The sequence below is a fragment of the Tessaracoccus lapidicaptus genome (genome assembly GCF_001693815.1).
Lineage (GTDB): Bacteria > Actinomycetota > Actinomycetes > Propionibacteriales > Propionibacteriaceae > Arachnia > Arachnia lapidicapta.
Genome location: NZ_MBQD01000022.1, coordinates 189,299 through 207,134, shown reverse-complemented (window position 1 = coordinate 207,134; position 17,836 = coordinate 189,299). Strand labels below are relative to the sequence as shown.

The following is a 17,836-nucleotide window of genomic DNA, read 5'->3' as shown; positions in this document are numbered from 1 at the left end:
CCCCTGGCCGACGACCCCCGGTCCGGGCGCGCGGGCTCGACACCGGCATTTGATGAGTGAGTGTTCACTCACTAGACTCGCCCCGTGACCAGAGCCGCCCCCATGCCCCCCGAGCAGCGCCGCGCGGCCATCGTCGAGGCCAGCATCCCGCTCCTGGAGAGGCACGGCGAGGCCCTCACCACGCGCATGGTCGCCGAGGCGGCCGGTGTCGCCGAGGGCACGATCTTCCGCGTCTTCGACTCGCTCGACGACCTCATCTCCGCCACCATCAGCGAGGCCCTCTCCGCCGACAGGCTCGCCAAGCGGCTGGCCGACACCCCGCTCACCGGCGGAATCGAGGCTCAGACCCGCACCGCCATCGAGCTCATCGAGCAGTACCTCCACTCGGTGCACACCATGTTCATCGCCGCCCACGGGGCCGCGAAACACACCGCGCCCCACGCCGCGCAGTGCGCCCGCACCGAACTCGAGGCCCGGACCGCGGAGCTCGACGCCTGGATGACGGACCACTTCGCCCCCTACCGCGACATCATCACGATCCCGCTCGACGCCTTCGCCACACTCCTGCGCACGTTCGCCGTCGGCCACGCCTCCCGCTTCGTCGCCTCGTCGTTGACCCTCGACGACCTCGCCCGCCTCGCGCTCCACGGGGCGCTCCGAAAGGACTCCGCATGCTCCAGCGACTAGCGCGGCTCATCAACCGCTACATCCGGCCCTACTGGGGGCTGCTCAGCATCGTCATCGTGCTGCAGACCATTGCGACGATCATGTCGCTCTACCTCCCCACTCTCAACGCCCGCATCATCGACGAGGGCGTGGTCACGGGCGACACCGACTTCATCTGGGGCACCGGCGGCGTCATGCTGCTGCTGTCGGCCGTCCAGGGCGCGGCACAGATCGGGGCCGTGTGGGCCGGCGCCAACACGGCCATGCAGTTCGGCCGCGACGTCCGGGCCGCCATCTTCGAGCGCGCGCTGTCCTTCTCGGCCCGCGAGCTCAACCGCTTCGGGGCGCCGTCGCTCATCACGCGCACCACCAACGACGTGCAGCAGGTCCAGATGCTGGTGCTGATGACCGCGATCATGCTGGTGGGCGCGCCCATCACGATGGTGGGCGGCGTCATCATGGCGCTACGCGAGGACGCCGGGCTGTCGTGGATCATCTTCGCGGCCGTCGTCATCCTGGGCGCGGGCATCGTCGTGCTCATCGTCAACATGGGCCCGCTGTTCGAGCTCATGCAGAAACGGATCGACACCCTCAACCGGGTGCTGCGCGAGCAGATCACCGGCATCCGGGTGGTGCGGGCGTTCGTGCGGGAGCCGCACGAGGCGCGCCGGTTCGACACCGCCAACGCCGAGCTGGTCGACACGGCCACCAAGGTCGGGCGCCTCATGGCCTTCCTGTTCCCGTTCGTGGGCCTGATCATGAACGTGTCCACGGTCGGGGTCATGTGGTTCGGCGCGCAGCGCATCGAGTCCGGCGACATCCAGATCGGGCAGCTGACGGCCTTCATCTCCTACCTCATGCAGATCCTCATCTCCGTGATGATGACGACGATGCTGCTGGTCATGGCGCCCCGCGCGGCCGTCTGCGCCGACCGGATCATGGAGGTCCTGGAGACGGACTCCTCCGTGGCGCCGCCCGCGAGCCCCGTCGCGCCCTCCGGCGAGCGCGGCCACGTCCTGTTCGACCGCGTCAGCTTCGCGTACCCGGGCGCCGAGGAGCCGGTCATCCGGGACATCTCCTTCGAGCTCACCCCCGGCACCACGACCGCGATCATCGGCTCCACCGGCTCCGGGAAGACCACGCTGATCAGCCTCATCCCGCGGCTGTTCGACGCGACGGCAGGGCGCGTGCTGGTCGACGGCGTCGACGTGCGCGACCTCGACCCCGACACCCTGTGGGCCAGGATCGGTCTCGTCCCGCAGAAGCCGTACCTGTTCTCCGGCACCATCGCCAGCAACCTGCGCTACGGCAAGCCGGACGCGACCGACGAGGAGCTGTGGGACGCGCTGCGCGTCGCGCAGGCCGAGCCGTTCGTGCTCGACAAGGAGGGCCGGCTCGAGTCCGAGATCGCGCAGGGTGGCACCAACGTCTCGGGTGGTCAGCGGCAGCGGCTCGCGATCGCCCGGGCGCTGGTGAAGAAGCCCAGCGTCTACATCTTCGACGACTCGTTCTCCGCCCTCGACGTCGCGACCGACGCCCGCCTCCGCGCGGCGCTGCGGCCCGAGACCGCGAGCGCCGCGGTCCTGGTGGTCGCCCAGCGCGTCTCGACCATCACCGGCGCGGACCTCATCCTCGTCCTCGACGACGGCGAGATCGTCGGGCGCGGCACGCACGAGGAACTGCTCACCACCAACGCGACGTACCGCGAAATCGTCGAATCCCAGCTGAGTGCCGAGGAGGCCGCCGCATGAGCGAGAACAAGGCAGTCCCGGTCAAGGCCAACGAGCGCCCCAAGCACGCCCCCACGCACCGCGGACCCGGACACGGCCCCATGGCCGGTAGCGGCGAGAAGGCGGCGAACTTCAAGGTGTCGGTGCGCCGGCTCCTCGGTCACCTCCGGCCGCAGCGCGCCGGGATCCTCCTGGCCGTGACGCTCGGCGTGCTGTCCGTGGCGCTGTCGGTTGTCGGACCGAAGATCCTGGGCCGCGCCACCGACATCATGCTGTCGGGCATCATCGGTGGCCAGATGCCCGCGGGCGTCACGAAACAGCAGGTGATCGACCGCGCGGTCGCCGAAGGCAACACCGACTTCGCCGACCTCCTGCGCAACCTCGACTTCGTCCCGGGCGAAGGCATTGACTTCGGCGCCATCGGCTCGGTGCTGCTGCTCGTGCTCGTTCTCTACGTCGTGTCGTTCGTCTTCTCCTACATCCAGGGCTGGGTCCTCAACGGCGCGGTGCAGAAGTCGATCTACCAGATGCGCCGCGAAGTGTCGGAGAAGCTCGACCGCCTGCCGCTGGTGTACTTCGACCGGCAGCCGCGCGGCGAGGTGCTGAGCCGGGTCACCAACGACATCGACAACGTGTCGCAGACGCTGCAGCAGACGCTGTCGCAGCTGCTGAACTCGCTGCTCATGGTCATCGGCGTCCTCATCATGATGTTCTGGATCTCGCCGATCCTCGCCCTCGTCGCGCTCATCTCGGTGCCCATCGCGATGGTGGTGGTCTCCGTCATCGGCAAGCGGTCGCAGAAGCTGTTCGCCCAGAACTGGAAGTCCACCGGCGAGCTCAACGCCCACATCGAGGAGGCCTACTCCGGCCACTCGCTGGTGAAGGTGTTCGGCCGGCAGAAGGAGGTCCAGGCCGAGTTCCGCCGGCGCAACCAGGAGCTGTACAAGGCAGGATTCGGCGCCCAGTTCATCTCCGGGATCATCATGCCGGTGATGTTCTTCGTCGGGAACCTCAACTACGTCGTCATCGCCGTCGTCGGCGGCCTGTGGGTCGCGTCGGGGCGGATGAACATCGGCGACGTCCAGGCGTTCATCCAGTATTCGCGGCAGTTCACCCAGCCGCTCACGCAGGTGGCGTCGATGGCGAACCTGCTGCAGTCCGGCGTCGCGTCGGCGGAGCGGGTGTTCGAGCTGCTCGACGCCGACGAGATGACCGAGGAGCCGGCGGGTGAGCTGAAGGTGTCGCGGGGTGATGTGGTCTTCGACCATGTCAGCTTCTCCTACAAGGCCGACCAGCCGCTCATCCAGGACCTGTCGCTGACGGCGCAGCCCGGGCAGACCGTCGCGATCGTCGGGCCGACGGGGGCGGGCAAGACCACGCTCGTCAACCTCATCATGCGGTTCTACGACCTCGACGGCGGCCGCATCCTCATCGACGGCGTCGACATCGCGTCGGTCGCCCGCGGCGAGGTGCGCGGCAACATCGGCATGGTGCTGCAGGACACGTGGCTGTTCGGTGGCACGATCCGCGATAACATCGCCTACGGCCGTCCGGACGCGACGGAGGAGGACATCCTCGCCGCCGCACGGGCCACGTTCGTCGACCGCTTCGTGCACTCGCTGCCCGACGGGTACGACACGGTCATCGATGAGGAGGGCTCGAACGTGTCGGCGGGCGAGAAGCAGCTCATCACCATCGCGCGGGCGTTCCTCGCGGATCCGGCGCTGCTGATCCTCGACGAGGCGACGTCGTCGGTGGACACGCGCACGGAGCTGCTGGTGCAGCACGCGATGGCGGCGCTGCGGACCGGGCGGACGTCGTTCGTCATCGCGCACCGGTTGTCGACCATCCGGGACGCCGACCTGATCCTGGTCATGGAGGAGGGCCGTATCGTCGAGCAGGGGACGCACCACGAGCTGCTGGAGTCGCGGGGGGCGTACTACGAGCTCTATCAGAGCCAGTTCAACGCGGCGATCGAGGAGGAGACCGCCGCCTGACCGGCCCATTCTTCGAGGGCATCTGCATCTGTCTCGACGGGTGCCGATGCCCTCGCTGCGTTCTCGACGCTGTGGTGGGGCGGCGGGTGGGGGTGGGCTTGAGCAGATGGCACCACTCGCGCACAGTCCCCCGCGCGAACTCAGCGTGGAGGTCGTCGCGAGTGGTGCCATCTGCTCAACCCGCGCTCCACCACGGGATGTGCGCGCGAGGGTGGGGTGCCCCCCGGGCCTCGTGTCAGGGCGCGCTGCAGGTTCCAGGGAACAGCCGAGGAAGGCTCACTGCACTGATAGGCGACGCCGGGGTGCGACGTCGCCCAGTTCAGCGAGACTGCTGGATGCGAAATTCACCACCCGTTGGAGGTGACCAACCGCTCCGCGACCTCGCGGTAGCGCTCCGCGATCTCCGGCCGCGACTCCGCCTCGTAGGTCTCCGTGGACGACGACTCCCACGCCGGGCGCGTCCCGGTCAGGGCCCACGCCGCCTGGCGTGCCGCGCCAAGGGCGACGTACTCGGCCGGAGCCGGCACGTCGACGGGCACGCCGAGCACCTCGGGCGCCAGCCGCCGCACGGCCTCGGACTTCGAGCCGCCGCCGATGAGGCTGACCCGCTCGATGGTGACGCCGAGGCGACGGATCGCCTCCAGCCCTTCGCCCATCAGGCACAGCAGGCCCTCGACCGCGGCCCGCGCCACGTTCTCCGGGGTGAAATTCTTGAGCGTCATGCTCACCAGCGACGCCGTCGCATCGGGCAGGTTCGGCGTCCGCTCCCCCTCGAACCACGGCACCATGACCAACCCCTCGGCCCCGGAGGGAGCCGACAGCGCCAGCCGCGACAGCTCGTCGAAGTCCACACCCAGCACCCGACGCGCCGCGTCGAGGATGCGGGCGGCGTTGAGGGTGGCGGTCAGCGGCAGCCAGGAGCCCGACGCGTCGGCAAACCCGTTGACCAGCCCCGACTCGTCGTAGGCCGGCGTCGCCGACACCGCCGCGACCACCCCCGACGTGCCGAGCGACACGCTCGTCTGTCCCGGTCGAAGATCCAGCCCGAGGGCCGCACCGGCGTTGTCGCCGCAGCCGGGCCCGAGGATCCAGCGCCCGCCGTCGACGCCCTCGTCGGGCGCCAGCACGCGCGGCAGGATGACCGACGACGCGTCGCGGCGGAGCGCCAGCGACAGCAGGTCTCGCCGATACTCGTTCGCGACGGAGTCGAAGTAGCCGGTGCCCGACGCGTCCGACCGGTCCGTGAAGAGGTCCGCCAGGACCCCTGAGCCCTGGATTTTCCAGGTCAGCCAGTCGTGGGGCAGCGCCACGGCCGCCACCCTCGCCGCGTTCTCGGGCTCGGCGTCCGCCATCCAGCGGAGCTTGGTGTTGGTGAACGACGCCAACGGCAGGTACCCCACCGCCGGGACCCATCCGTCGAACTCCTCGCGGAGCTCGCGGGCGGCGCCGGCGGAGCGGGTGTCGTTCCAGAGCAGGGCCGGGCGGATGACCTCACCGGAGGCATCCAGCGCGACCATGCCGTGCTGCTGGCCGCCGACGCTGATCGCGGCGACGTCGTCGAGGCCACCCGCCGCGGCGGACGCGGACTGGAAGGCGGTCCACCAGTGGTCCGGGTGCACCTCCGTCCCGTCGGGATGGGAGGCTGCGCCCTGGCGGACGATCTCACCGCTCTCGGCGTCGACCACCAGGACCTTGCACGACTGCGTCGACGTGTCGACGCCGGCGACCAGCGTCACGGCTCCTCCCTCAGGCCTTGAGGAGGTGGCGGACAGCGGCCTGCTGCAGCTCGACGAAGTGGTACTCGCGGGCACCCTTCTCGTCGGCGTCGGGCATCTCGGCGGCGCGGAGGTCGGCGACCGTCTCCCCCTCGGCGAGCGTGGGCTCGGCGAGCTCGAAGATCGACGCCTGGCGCATGAGCTCCTGCACGGCGGGATCCTGCCGGAACGAGCGGGCGCGCTCGGCGAGCAGCGTGAAGGTCTCCATGTTGGCGCGTGCCGAGTCCCAGATGCCTTCGACGCCCTCGGTGCGGCTGGGCTTGTAGTCGAAGTGGATCGGGCCCTCGTAGCGGGGAGCGTCGGGGCTGGCCGGGAAGCCGTTGACCAGGAGGTCGACGGTGAAGAACGAGCTCATGAGGTCGCCGTGGCCGAACGCGAGGTCCTGGTCGTACTTCAGGCCGCGCTGGCCGTTGAGGTCGATGTGGAACAGCTTGCCGGTGTACAGCGCCAGCGCGAGGCCGGTGGTGTAGTTGAGGTTGGCCATCTGCTCGTGGCCGACCTCGGGGTTGAGGCCGACGATGTCGCCGTGCTCCAGCGTCGCGATGAGCCCGAGCGCGTGGCCGATCGTCGGCAGCAGGATGTCGCCGCGGGGCTCGTTGGGCTTGGGCTCGAGACCGATCTTCAGGTCGTAGCCCTGCTCCTTGATGTAGCCGGCGATGGTGTCGAGGCCCTCGGCGTAGCGCGCGTGGGCGGCGAAGTAGTCCTTGCTGGTGTCGTACTCGGCGCCCTCACGGCCGCCCCACATCACGAAGGTGGAGGCGCCGACCTCGGCTGCGATGTCGACGGCGTTGAGGATCTTCTTCAGGCCGAAGCGGCGGACGGAGCGGTCGTTGGAGGTGAGCCCGCCGTCCTTGAAGATGGGGTGGCTGAAGGTGTTGGTGGTGACCATCTCGATGGTCAGGCCGGACTTGTCGGCGGCGTCCTTGAGCTGCTTGATGCGGCCCTTGGCGGTGGCCTCGTCGGCGTCGAAGGGGTAGATGTCGTTGTCGTGGAAGGTGATGCCCCACGCGCCGAGCTCGGCGAGCTTGTCGGCGTAGTGCCACGGGTCGAACTCCGGACGGGTGTCGGAACCGAACGGATCGGTGCCCCGCCATCCGACGGTCCAGAGGCCGAACGAGAACTTGTACTGCTGGTCTGCCATGGTGGTCTCCTCGTTGAGAGATCGAAGTTTTGTTTTCGTTCTGAACTTATATCGGATCTGGGCTAGAGTCAAGTGCATGCGCACGCATTTCGACCCCACCGCCGGCGTCGCCAGGCAAGGCAGCCTCCGCGCCAGCAATCTGTCGCTGGTCGCGCGACACGTCTTCGCCAGCGATATAGCGCCGGCTAGGGCCGACGTCGCCAAGGCCACCGGCATGACCCGCTCGACGGCATCCCGCATGGTCGACGAGCTCGTCGCCGCGGGCATCCTGTCCGAATCGAGCCCGCTCCCGAGCACCCGCCGCGGCCGCCCGGCCACGCCGCTGCATCCGCGCGGCGGGACGCTGATGGCATTGGGACTCGAGATCAATGTCGGCCACAGCGCGGCCAGACTGGTCGACCTCGCCGGCACCGTCGTCGCCGCCGCGGACGCCACCGGCGACAACGTGGGCCGCTCCCCCGCCGAGGCCCTCGCGCACGTGGCGGGACTCGCCCGCGAGTGCCTGGCGCACCTGCCCTCCGACGCCACGCTCGTCGGGGTCCAGCTCGCGGTGCCCGGCCTGGTCGACGCGGCGTCGCACATGGTGCTGCGGGCGCCCAACCTCGGCTGGCACGACGTCGATCCGAGGCCGCTGCTGCGCGACGGCGGGCTGCCCGAGGTGGACGAGGTCGACTACGGGGTCGCGAACGAGGCCGACTGTGCGGCGATCTTCGTCGGCCACGAGCGCCCCGGCCGGCCAGGCGGGCTCGACGCCTTCCTCTACCTGTCTGGCGAGGTCGGCATCGGGTCGGCGCTCGTCATCAACGGATCGGTCTCGCTCGGCACCCGCGGGTGGGCGGGCGAGATCGGGCACACGTGCATCGACCCCGACGGCCCGCAGTGCGGCTGCGGCGCCACCGGCTGCCTGGAGCGCTACGCGGGCACGCGGGCGCTCACGGAGATGGTGGGGGTCGCGACGATCGAGGAGGTCCGCCAGGCCTACCTCGACGGCGTCCCCGCCGCCGTCGACGCCGTGCGCGCCGCCGGGCGCGCGCTTGGCCTGGCGCTGGCGAACGCGGGCAACCTGCTCGACATCACGACGGTGGTCCTGGGCGGCGACCTCGCAGTCCTCATCGAGGAGTACCGGCCGCTCGTGCAGCAGGAGCTGGACATCCGGCTGCTGGCGCGCCCCTTCACGGAACCGAAGCTGCTCGCCGCCACGCCCGACCACGCGGCGCCGGCATTCGGGGCGGCGTACGTCGCGCTCGAGCGCGTGCTCGAGGACCCGGCGCACTGGGCGGCGCCTGCCACCGAGCGCGCATCCCTTGCTTAGTTGAAGCTTCAACATTAGACTGGAGGCATGAGCCTTCACGCCGACACCCACATGGGTCGCCTCGAGCTGCGCGTCCGCGACATGCCGGGCATGCTCGCCTACTACACCGAGGGCGTCGGCCTGGAACCCCTCGCCGACGAGCCCGGGGCGCTGACGCTGGGCCACGGTGGGACGCCGATCGTGCGGCTGACGGAGTCGCGGGAGCTCCGGCCGTCGCGCCGCTCCGACGCCGGCCTGTTCCACACCGCCGTCCTGTACGCGGAGTTGCCGGCCCTCGCCGCCACGCTGGTGCGGATGTACGAGCGGTACCCGCACACCTACGCGGGCACCGGCGACCACCTCGTCTCCCAGGCGTTCTACTTCACCGACCCCGAAGGCAACGGGGTCGAGCTGTACCACGACCGCCCCCGCGACCAGTGGCAGTGGCACGGGGACCAGGTCCAGATGGCCACGCTCTACATCGACCCGGCCGAGTTCGTGTCGACGCACCTCGCGGGCGTGGATCCGACGGCGCTGCCGCCGACGCAGGCGGAGCTCGGGCACGTGCACCTGCAGGTCGGCGACATCGCGTCGGCGAAGGCGTTCTACGTCGACGCGCTGGGGTTCGACCAGACCGCGGCGCTCGGCGGCTCCGCGCTGTTCGTCGCAGCCGGTGGGTACCACCACCACATGGCGATGAACGTGTGGAATTCGGCGGGGGCCGGACCGCGGCAGAACACGCTGGGCATGGGCGTCGTCGACATCCTGGTGCCCACCGTCGACGAGCTCGGCAAGGCAGATGAGCGGCTCCGCTTCGCCGGGCACCGGCCGACGTTCGACGGTCGCACACTCACCGTGCTCGACCCCTGGCGCAACGAGATCCGGCTCGCCGTCGGCTGATCGCGCCTGCCCTCCCGCCCGACGCCTGCCTTCCTGCTCCGGCGCCTGCCTTCCTGCTCCGGCGCCTGCCTTAGCGCACGACGCCTGCCCTAAAGCGCAGGCGGGGCGCACTAAGGCAGGCGCCAAGGACGAGAGCGCAGGCGATCCGCACTAAGGCAGGCGCCGGGGCGGGAGCGGGGGCGCCAGGCCCGCTAAGCTCGTGTCCACCGGCCGAAGGGTCCACGATGCGTAGAGCCCGCCCATGACCCACGAGGAGCTCAACCTCGTCGTGCTGGCGGTGTCCGGGATCTTCCTCGCCGGCGTCATCGCCGTGCGCGTGGCGTCCCGCAGCGGCATGCCCGGCATGCTCCTCTACCTGGGCATCGGGCTCATCATCGGGGAGGCGGGCCTCGGGATCCGGTTCGACGACGCGGAGCTCGCGTTCAACCTCGCCCTCATCGCCGTCGCGGTCCTCCTCACTGATGGGGGCTTCACCACCCGGTGGGCCGACCTCCGCCCCGTCGCGCTGCGCGCCGGGCTCCTGGCCACCGGCGGGGTGCTGGTGAGCGTCACGGTCGCCGCGACCCTCGCCGTCGTCATCCTCGGCCTGGATCTGCGCACCGCGATCCTGCTGTCGGCCATGGTCTCCTCGACCGACGCCGCCGCGGTGTTCGCGATCCTGCGCCGCCTGCCCGTCAAGCGGCGCGTGCGGGCCACGCTCGAGGGCGAATCCGGGTTCAACGACCCTCCGACGATCGTCCTGGTCAGCGTCGTCGCCTCCGACGCCTGGGCCGAGGGATCGATCGCCGCGATGATCGGCACGGCCGTCTTCCAGCTCGTCGCGGGCGCCATCATCGGGCTGATCGTCGCCCGGCTCGGGCAGCTGCTTCTCGGCCGGATCTCCCTGCCGTCGGCCGGCCTCTACCCGCTGGCCACCCTGACGATCGCGATGGTCGCCTTCGCCGGGGCGGGGGTCGCCGGCGGGTCCGGGCTGCTGGCGGCCTACGTCGCCGGCATCTGGCTCGGCAACCAGGCGCTCCCCCACCACTCGACGACGGAGGGCTTCACGGAGTCGCTCGGCTGGCTGGCGCAGATCGCCCTGTTCATCATGCTGGGCCTCCTGGCCTCCCCCGATCAACTCCCCGACGCCGTCGTCGACGCTCTGGTCATCGGGTCCGTGCTGACGTTCGTCGCGCGCCCGATCTCGGTGTGGCTGTGCCTCACGCCGTTCAAGGTCCCCTGGCGCGAGAAGGCCTTCACCTCGTGGGCCGGGCTGCGCGGCGCCGTGCCCATCATGCTGGCGATGGTCCCGCTCACCAACGGCCTGCCCGGCGCCAGCCACATGTTCCACGTCACGTTCCTCCTCGTCGTGACCTTCACGCTGCTCCAGGGCCCGACCCTGCCGCGGTTCGCCCGCCGCATGGACGTCACCGAGGCGATCTCGCCGCACGCGGTCGCGTTCGACTCATCCCCGCTCGAGGGCATCGACGCCTCCCTGGTGCAGGTGACGGTGCCCGACGGCAGTCGCCTCGGCGGCATGTACGCCGACGACCTCCGCCTGCCGCGCGGCGCCGTGCTGTCGATGATCATCCGCGGCGACGAGGTCCTCGTCCCCGACCGCACCACCCGCCTGCACGAACACGACCAGCTGCTGATGGCCGTGCGGACGGACCTCGTCGAGCGCACCCAGCGCCGCCTGGAGCTGCTGCACGAGGGCGGCGCGCTGGCCCGCTGGGTGTCGTCGGGCCGCAATCGACGGCGCCTCACCGGCGGCGAATGACCCCGGGCCGGCCGATTCTCGGGCAACAATGGGAGATCCCTGACGGAAGGACCGCCATGACAGACCTGTGGACCGAGGACCCGCGCAGCGCCCTGCGCGTCGGCCCCGACTTCGACCTCGCCACCTTCGACCGCGCCGGCACCCCCGCCTGGGCGGGCGACAAAGCGCAGGCGAAGGAGGTGATGAAGGCCCGCGGCGATCTCTTGTCGGAGCTCCAGGAACGGTTCTTCGCACATGGCCGGTCCGGCGGCACGCGCAAGCTGCTCATCATCGTCCAAGGGCTGGACACCGCGGGGAAGGGTGGCATCGCCCGCCACGTCATGGGGATGGTCGACCCGCAGGGCGTCGCGCTGCGCAGCTTCGGGGTCCCGACGCCGGAGGAGCGCCGCCATCACTACCTGTGGCGGATCAAGCGCGCCCTCCCCCGCCCGGGCCTGATCGGCCTGTTCGACCGCTCGCACTACGAGGACGTCCTCGTGGTCCGCGTTGAGGAGCTGGTGGAGGAGGAGGTGTGGCGCAAGCGCTACGACGAGATCAACCGGTTCGAGCGGGCCCTCGTCGACGACGACACCGTCGTGCTCAAGTTCGCCCTCATGGTCTCCCACGACGAGCAGGGCAAGCGCCTGATGGAGCGCATCGAACGCCCTGACAAGAGGTGGAAGTACAACCCGGGCGACATCGACACCCGTCTGAAGTGGGACGACTTCCAAGCCGCCTACGACGACGTGTTCCGTCTCACCTCGACCGCCCATGCGCCCTGGTACGTGCTGCCGGCGGACCGGAAGTGGTACTCGCGGCTGGCCGCCACCGAGATCATCACCCGGACGCTCGCGGAGATGGATCTCGAGTGGCCGCGCCCGCGCTGGCGGGCCGAGGTCCAGCGCCGCCGGCTGGCCGCCACGATGTCCCCCGAGGCGTTCGCCGAGTCCCAGGCCGAAGCGAAGGCGGCCGCGGAGGAGGCGGCTGCCGAGAGCGGCGAGATCCATGCCGCCGCCGACGCCCTCGCGAACGGCTCGTCCCGGACGAAGCGGCGGAAGAAGGGCGCCGCCAAGAAGCGTGCGGGCAAGAAGGACAAGGCCGGCACCCGCACGTCGCGGAAGTGAGCGACGGCGGCGCCGCTCAGGCGGGAACGGCCGGCTGAGCGAGCGCCGCGCGCTCGTCCTCGCTGAGGGTCGCGGCGAGCCGGCGCAGCGCGTCGACGCGGACCTCGGGAGAGATGGGGGCGAGCATGCGCTCGACGTCGCGCGCCACGACCTCGGCCTGCGACGCCGTCGGCTGGTACTGCCAGGCGCGCTGCACCAACTCCCGCGACACCAGCCCCTTCTTCGCCAGCCGGTCCAGCACGGTCATCACCGTGGTGTACGCCAGCTCGCGCTCATGGCTGAGCAGCGAGTGGACGTCGGACACTGATCGGGGCGCGTCGGAGGCCCACAGCAGCTCCATGACCCGCTGCTCAAGTTCTCCACGCGACGGCATGCGCCAAGCATACGGGCAGGCCCTGGCCGCCGCGCCCGATCCGTTGGCGAAATACGACCGGGGGTAGTACGGTCCGAGCATGGATGCTGTGACCCTGGCGAGGTGGCAATTCGGGATCACCACCGTCTACCACTTCCTCTTCGTGCCCATCACCATCGCGATGTCGATGCTGGTGGCCGTCCTCCAGACGATGTGGGTCCGCACAGGCAAGGACGCCTATCTGCGGCTCACCAAGTTCTTCGGCAAGCTGTTCCTCATCAACTTCGCCCTCGGCGTGGTCACGGGCATCGTGCAGGAGTTCCAGTTCGGGATGAACTGGTCCGAGTACTCGCGCTTCGTGGGCGACGTGTTCGGCGCCCCGCTCGCGCTGGAGGCGCTGTTGGCGTTCTTCCTGGAGTCCACGTTCATCGGGCTGTGGATCTTCGGGTGGGACAAGCTGCCCAAGAAGCTCCACCTGCTGGCGATCTACATGGCCGCCATCGGCACGATGGTGTCGGCGATCTTCATCCTCGCGGCCAACTCGTGGATGCAGAACCCCGTCGGCACCGTCTTCAACAACGGGCGCGCGGAGCTCGACGGCGTCGAGGGCTTCCTCGAGGTCCTCACCAACCCGGTGTTCCTCGTCACGTTCCCGCACGTCATCGCGTCGTCGTACATGGTGGCGGGCGGGCTGATGGCCGGCATCGCCGGCTGGCACCTCGCCAAGATCCGTCGCGACGGTGAGCAGCGGCCCGGCGACACCGGCGGCTACCGCTCGGCCGTGCGCCTCGGCGCGTGGGTCATGCTGGCCGCCTCCGTCGTGACCGTGATCACGGGCGACCTGCAGTCGAAGGCCATGACGCAGGTGCAGCCCATGAAGATGGCTGCCGCCGAGGCGCTGTTCGACACCGAGCGCAACGCCCCCTTCTCGATCCTCACCATCGGCAACCTCGACGGCACCGAGGAGGTGTTCGCGATCAAGGTCCCCGGCCTGCTGTCGATCCTGTCGGGTCATGAGGAGGTCAAGGGCATCAATGACCTGCGCGAGGAGTACGAGACCCAGGGCTTCCGCCAGTTCGACGGCTCGCAGACGTCCATCCAGGCGCAGTACGCCGAGGAACTCGCGGCGAACTACCCCGGCCTCGACCCGATGCCCATCGTTCCGGTGTCGTACTGGACGTTCCGGCTCATGATCGGGCTGGGCATGATCGGCGCCGCCATCGCGCTGTTCACGCTGTGGATGACCCGCAAGGACCAGCTGCCGGCGCCGTCGAGGCTGTGGACATGGGCCATGTTCGCGATGCCGCTGCTGCCGCTGTTCGCCATCTCCTTCGGGTGGATCTTCACCGAGATGGGACGCCAGCCGTGGATCGTCGCCGGCGTGATGCCGACGGCAGCGGGGGTGTCCCCCACGGCGAGCCCGGCCGAGGTGCTGTTCTCCATGGTCGTGTACACCCTCATCTACGGCGGGCTCGCCGTGATCGAGGTGTGGCTGTTCCTCAAGTACGCGAAGGCGGGCCTGCCCGACGTCGCGCCCGTCGAGTTGCAGACCGATCCCGACGCCCCCATGACCTTCGCGTACTGAGAGGCCGCTAGATGAACATTCTGCTGGAGACTGTCTCCGTGCCGACGCTGCCCATGGTCTGGTTCCTGCTGGTGGCCGTGCTGTGGCTCGGCTTCTTCTTCCTCGAGGGCTTCGACTTCGGTGTCGCGATGCTCATCCCCGTCCTGGGCAAGAATGACCGCGACCGTCGCGTCGTCGTCAACACGATCGGCCCCGTCTGGGACGGCAACGAGGTGTGGCTGCTGACTGCAGGCGGCGCCATGTTCGCGGCCTTCCCCGGCTGGTACGCGTCGCTGTTCTCGGGCCTCTATCTGCCGCTGCTGCTGGTGCTGGTGGGCCTGATCCTGCGCGGCGTCGCGTTCGAGTACCGCTCGAAGCACCCGGGCACCCGGTTCCGGGCGATGCTGGACTGGTTCGCGATCGTCGGCTCGTTCCTGCCGTCGCTGGTGTTCGGCGTCGGGTTCGCCAACTTCGTCATCGGCCTCGCGAACGACGGCCTGCTCTGGAACGGCTCGTTCTGGGGACTGTTCGGGCCGTTCGCGCTGCTAGGCGGCGTGATGCTGGTCGTGCTGTTCCTCGTGCACGGGTCGGCGTTCATCGCGCTGAAGACCAAGGGACACATCCACGAGCGGGCCGAGGCGTTCGGCGGCCGCGTGGGCTTCGGCGCCGCGGTCCTGGTGGCGCTGTACGTCATCAGCCAGAACGTGTTCTACCCGGCCACCTCGGAGTTCGGCGACTTCTCGCTGGCAGCCTGGGCCGCGGGCATCGTCGCCATCCTCGCGATCGTCGGCGCGACGCTGATGATCCGCAAGGGCCGCGACGGGTGGGGCTTCATCCTCACGGGGACGACCGTGCTGACGCTGTTCATCGGCATGTTCCTGCGGATGTACGGCAACCTCGGCTTCGCGCAGGACGAGAGCCGGCCGGTGGAGGAGCGCCTGAACATCATCACGGCGGCGTCGTCGGACACCACCCTGACGATCATGACGTGGGCGGCCGTGATCTTCGTGCCGATCGTGCTGGCGTACCAGTCGTGGTCGTACTGGGTGTTCAGCCGGCGCATCTCTACGAAGAACATCCCCGAAGAGGTATCGGCGGTCGCCTGATCCGCGTCACACGACACGGGCCCCGGCTGAGTGCCGGGGCCCGTCGTCGTCGTGGGGTCGGTGGGTCAGCCGCGGCGCTTCGCGGATGGCGCGCAGTCGACGCAGACGTCGGCCGGGATGAGGCCGACGCGGATGAGGCCCGCGAACAGGACGCAGCCGACGCAGAAGCCCAGGGCCGCCTCGAGCGCGGGGAGGGCGATCATGACGACGGCCAGCGCCGTCGCGGCCACCAGCGGGGCCTCGGCCCCGGTGGCGAGGTGGGCGACCCACAGCCCGGTGATGACGGCCGTCATGGCGGCACCGATGCCGGCGGCGAAGCGCTTGGGCGCAAACGCCGTCGACCGGGGTGCGGCGGGGACGAGCGGACGGACCGCGGCGGCGATCCGCGCGACCGGGCTCCAGCGGGGACCGACTGCCGAGCGGAGGGCGAAGTCGATGAACAGAAGCGCGTAGAGCCACCACTGCTGGGTGAGGAGCGCTGTCGCGCCGACGGCGACCACCACGCCGGCGACCAGGCGGACGGTGACATCGTCGACCACGGCGGGGACGCGGCTGAGCCGGATGGGCGCGGCGGCGGCAGCGGAGGGGTGGATCTCGAGAGTGGAGCTCATCTGGGGTCTTCCGGTCGGTGTCGCGGGGTGCGGGCGGCGGCCCGCGTCGCCTGCACAACGACGGCGGGGGTCCGTTCATTCCCCGGCCCGGGGTGGGCCGGGGGGGTTTGAGCAGATGGCACCACTCGTGACGTCCGGCACGCTCAGGCTGAGCGCGCGTGCCCCGTCGACCCGTGCCATCTGCTCAAACCCCAGCCACCCAGCCGGGTCCGGCGGCCCCGAAACACTGTGGAAGACTGACGGGGTGGCCGGACCCATCCATCCCAGACTGCTCGAGCGCGCCCGCGCCACGCGGTGGTTCCTCGGGGCGACGGTGCTGGTGGGGGTCGCCACCGCGGCGCTGCTCATCGTGCAGGCCCGCGTCCTGGCCGACTGGGTGACCACCGCGTTCACCACCCGCGCGCTCCCCCCGGGCTGGCCGGCGGCGCTCGCCGTCCTGGCCGCCGTATTCGCCGGCCGCGCAATCCTGTCCTGGCTCAGCTCCACCCTCGCTCACCGCTCCGCCGCGGCCGTCAAGTCCGACCTCCGCCGCGACCTCCTCGCCGCCCGCCTCAACTCCCCCGCGGGAGCCACGACGTCGGCGTCGCTGATCCGCATCGTCACGCAGGGCCTCGACGCGCTGGATGGGTACTTCGCCAAGTACCTCCCGCAGCTCGGCCTCGCCGCGACCGTCCCGCTCCTCGTGGGCGGGGCCATTCTCCTTGCCGACTGGCGCTCTGCGATCATCATCGCCTTCACCCTGCCGCTCATCCCCGTCTTCATGGCGCTCATCGGCTGGACCACTGAGAAGGCCACCCGCCGCAGCTTCGCGGTCGCGGACCGGCTGGCCAACCACTTCGCGGACCTCGTCGCGGGCCTGCCCACCCTGCAGGCGTTCGCGCGCGCCCGGGCGCAGCGCCGCGGCGTGGAGATCAGCGAGGAGCAGTACCGCGACGCGACCATGAAGACGCTCTACGTCTCCTTCCTCAGCTCCTTCGCGCTGGAGCTCCTGGCGACGCTGTCGGTGGCGGTCGTCGCGGTCACCGTCGGCTTCCGGCTCGTGTACGGCGAGATCGACTTCCCCACGGCGCTGTTCGTCCTCATCCTCGCTCCCGAGGCGTTCCTGCCCGTCCGGCAGGTCGGGGTGCACTTCCACGATTCCGCCGACGGGGTCGCCGCCGCCGACGCCGCATTCCGGATCATCGACGAGGCGGGCCCGCGGCGGGGCGGCCGCCCGGCTCCCGTCGTCGGGCCGCTGCGCCTCGACGATGTGTCGTTCACCTATCCCGGGGCCGCGCAGCCGGCGGTCGAGGGGCTGACGCTGGAGGTCGCGCCGGGCGAGGTCGTCGCGGTGAGCGGCGCGTCCGGGGGCGGGAAGTCGACGGCGTTGGCAATGGCGATGGGGTTCCTCGCTCCGACGTCGGGCCGGGTCAGCGTCGACGGCGTGGACCTCGCGGAGCTGGACCTGGCCACGTGGCGGTCCCAGGTGGCGTGGGTCGGGCAGGAACCCGGGATCGTGGCCGGCACCGTGGGCGACAACGTGGCGCTCGGCGCGGCTGGGGCCACCGTCGACGACGTCCGCCGCGCCCTCGCCGACGCGGGCGCGGACTTCCCGCCCGACAAGCCGGTGGGCGACGACGGCGAGGGCCTGTCGGCCGGGGAGCGCCGGCGGGTGGCGCTCGCGAGGGCGCTGGTCCGGATCAGGGTCGGGGGCGCGCGGTTCCTGGTGCTCGACGAGCCCACCGCCGGGCTGGACGCCGACACGGAGGCGGCCGCCGTCGACGCCGTCCGCGCGACGGGGGCGGCGGCGCTGATCGTGAGCCACCGGCCCGCGGTGCTGGCCGCGGCGGACCGGGTGGTGG

Annotated in this window: 13 protein-coding genes and 1 pseudogene; 10 read left to right on the top strand and 4 right to left on the bottom strand. The window is 70.4% G+C overall.

All coding sequences use genetic code 11. The features are described from left to right. Positions 1-84 precede the first annotated feature (84 nt). Genes BCR15_RS09330 through BCR15_RS09320 form a run of 3 tightly spaced genes read left to right on the top strand, consistent with a single transcriptional unit; the run spans position 85 to position 4,393 of the window. Complete coding sequence (locus tag BCR15_RS09330) at positions 85-687, top strand: TetR family transcriptional regulator (protein ID WP_141680095.1); 603 nt, start codon at positions 85-87, stop codon at positions 685-687. Next, positions 672-2,417 (top strand): ABC transporter ATP-binding protein, encoded by a 1,746-nt coding sequence (locus BCR15_RS09325; protein WP_068751922.1) that lies wholly within the window; start codon positions 672-674, stop codon positions 2,415-2,417. Before BCR15_RS09330 ends, BCR15_RS09325 begins: the two co-directional genes overlap by 16 nt. Continuing rightward, positions 2,414-4,393: an ABC transporter ATP-binding protein gene (locus tag BCR15_RS09320; RefSeq protein ID WP_068751921.1), complete on the top strand. Its 1,980-nt coding sequence runs from the start codon at positions 2,414-2,416 to the stop codon at positions 4,391-4,393. Before BCR15_RS09325 ends, BCR15_RS09320 begins: the two co-directional genes overlap by 4 nt. Before the next feature lie 344 nt (positions 4,394-4,737). Here the strand turns inward: BCR15_RS09320 and xylB are convergent, their stop codons facing one another. Together xylB and xylA are read right to left on the bottom strand one after the other, a co-directional pair. After that, positions 4,738-6,129, bottom strand: a complete 1,392-nt coding sequence (gene xylB / locus BCR15_RS09315; RefSeq protein ID WP_068751920.1) for a xylulokinase — start codon at positions 6,127-6,129, stop codon at positions 4,738-4,740. 10 nt (positions 6,130-6,139) lie between these two features. Further along, on the bottom strand, positions 6,140-7,309 hold the full coding sequence (gene xylA, locus BCR15_RS09310) for a xylose isomerase (RefSeq protein WP_068751919.1): 1,170 nt from the start codon (positions 7,307-7,309) through the stop codon (positions 6,140-6,142). Positions 7,310-7,385: 76 nt separating this feature from the next. Between xylA and BCR15_RS09305 the strand changes: the two genes are divergently transcribed. The 4 genes from BCR15_RS09305 to BCR15_RS09290 all read left to right on the top strand — a co-directional run bounded on the left by BCR15_RS09305 (position 7,386) and on the right by BCR15_RS09290 (position 12,362). Further along, positions 7,386-8,621: an ROK family transcriptional regulator gene (locus tag BCR15_RS09305; protein ID WP_068751918.1), complete on the top strand. Its 1,236-nt coding sequence runs from the start codon at positions 7,386-7,388 to the stop codon at positions 8,619-8,621. Between the two features lie 27 nt (positions 8,622-8,648). Then, positions 8,649-9,500, top strand: coding sequence for a VOC family protein (locus BCR15_RS09300; protein ID WP_068751917.1), 852 nt, complete (start codon positions 8,649-8,651; stop codon positions 9,498-9,500). Between the two features lie 241 nt (positions 9,501-9,741). Further along, positions 9,742-11,259, top strand: a complete 1,518-nt coding sequence (locus BCR15_RS09295) for a potassium/proton antiporter (RefSeq protein ID WP_068751916.1) — start codon at positions 9,742-9,744, stop codon at positions 11,257-11,259. Positions 11,260-11,315: 56 nt separating this feature from the next. Next, positions 11,316-12,362 carry a PPK2 family polyphosphate kinase gene (locus BCR15_RS09290; RefSeq protein ID WP_068751915.1) on the top strand — a complete coding sequence of 349 codons (1,047 nt, stop codon included), beginning with the start codon at positions 11,316-11,318 and terminating at the stop codon, positions 12,360-12,362. 16 nt (positions 12,363-12,378) lie between these two features. Here the strand turns inward: BCR15_RS09290 and BCR15_RS09285 are convergent, their stop codons facing one another. Continuing rightward, positions 12,379-12,735 (bottom strand): BlaI/MecI/CopY family transcriptional regulator, encoded by a 357-nt coding sequence (locus BCR15_RS09285; protein WP_068751914.1) that lies wholly within the window; start codon positions 12,733-12,735, stop codon positions 12,379-12,381. A gap of 79 nt (positions 12,736-12,814) precedes the next feature. Between BCR15_RS09285 and BCR15_RS09280 the strand changes: the two genes are divergently transcribed. Both BCR15_RS09280 and cydB read left to right on the top strand, forming a co-directional pair. Continuing rightward, the gene (locus BCR15_RS09280; RefSeq protein ID WP_068751913.1) at positions 12,815-14,299 is read left to right on the top strand and encodes a cytochrome ubiquinol oxidase subunit I; all 1,485 of its coding nucleotides are present in this window, start codon (positions 12,815-12,817) and stop codon (positions 14,297-14,299) included. 11 nt (positions 14,300-14,310) lie between these two features. Next, positions 14,311-15,384 carry a cytochrome d ubiquinol oxidase subunit II gene (cydB, locus tag BCR15_RS09275; RefSeq protein ID WP_068751912.1) on the top strand — a complete coding sequence of 358 codons (1,074 nt, stop codon included), beginning with the start codon at positions 14,311-14,313 and terminating at the stop codon, positions 15,382-15,384. 65 nt (positions 15,385-15,449) lie between these two features. On the opposite strand, the gene BCR15_RS09270 is transcribed toward cydB, so the two are convergent. Continuing rightward, on the bottom strand, positions 15,450-15,995 hold the full coding sequence (locus tag BCR15_RS09270) for a DUF4395 domain-containing protein (protein WP_068751911.1): 546 nt from the start codon (positions 15,993-15,995) through the stop codon (positions 15,450-15,452). On the opposite strand from BCR15_RS09270, the pseudogene cydD reads away from it, so the two are divergent. Then, positions 15,946-17,826: pseudogene (gene cydD / locus BCR15_RS15555) on the top strand (thiol reductant ABC exporter subunit CydD); the annotation flags it as partial. The gene BCR15_RS09270 and the pseudogene cydD sit on opposite strands and share 50 nt — an antisense overlap. Positions 17,827-17,836 lie beyond the last annotated feature (10 nt).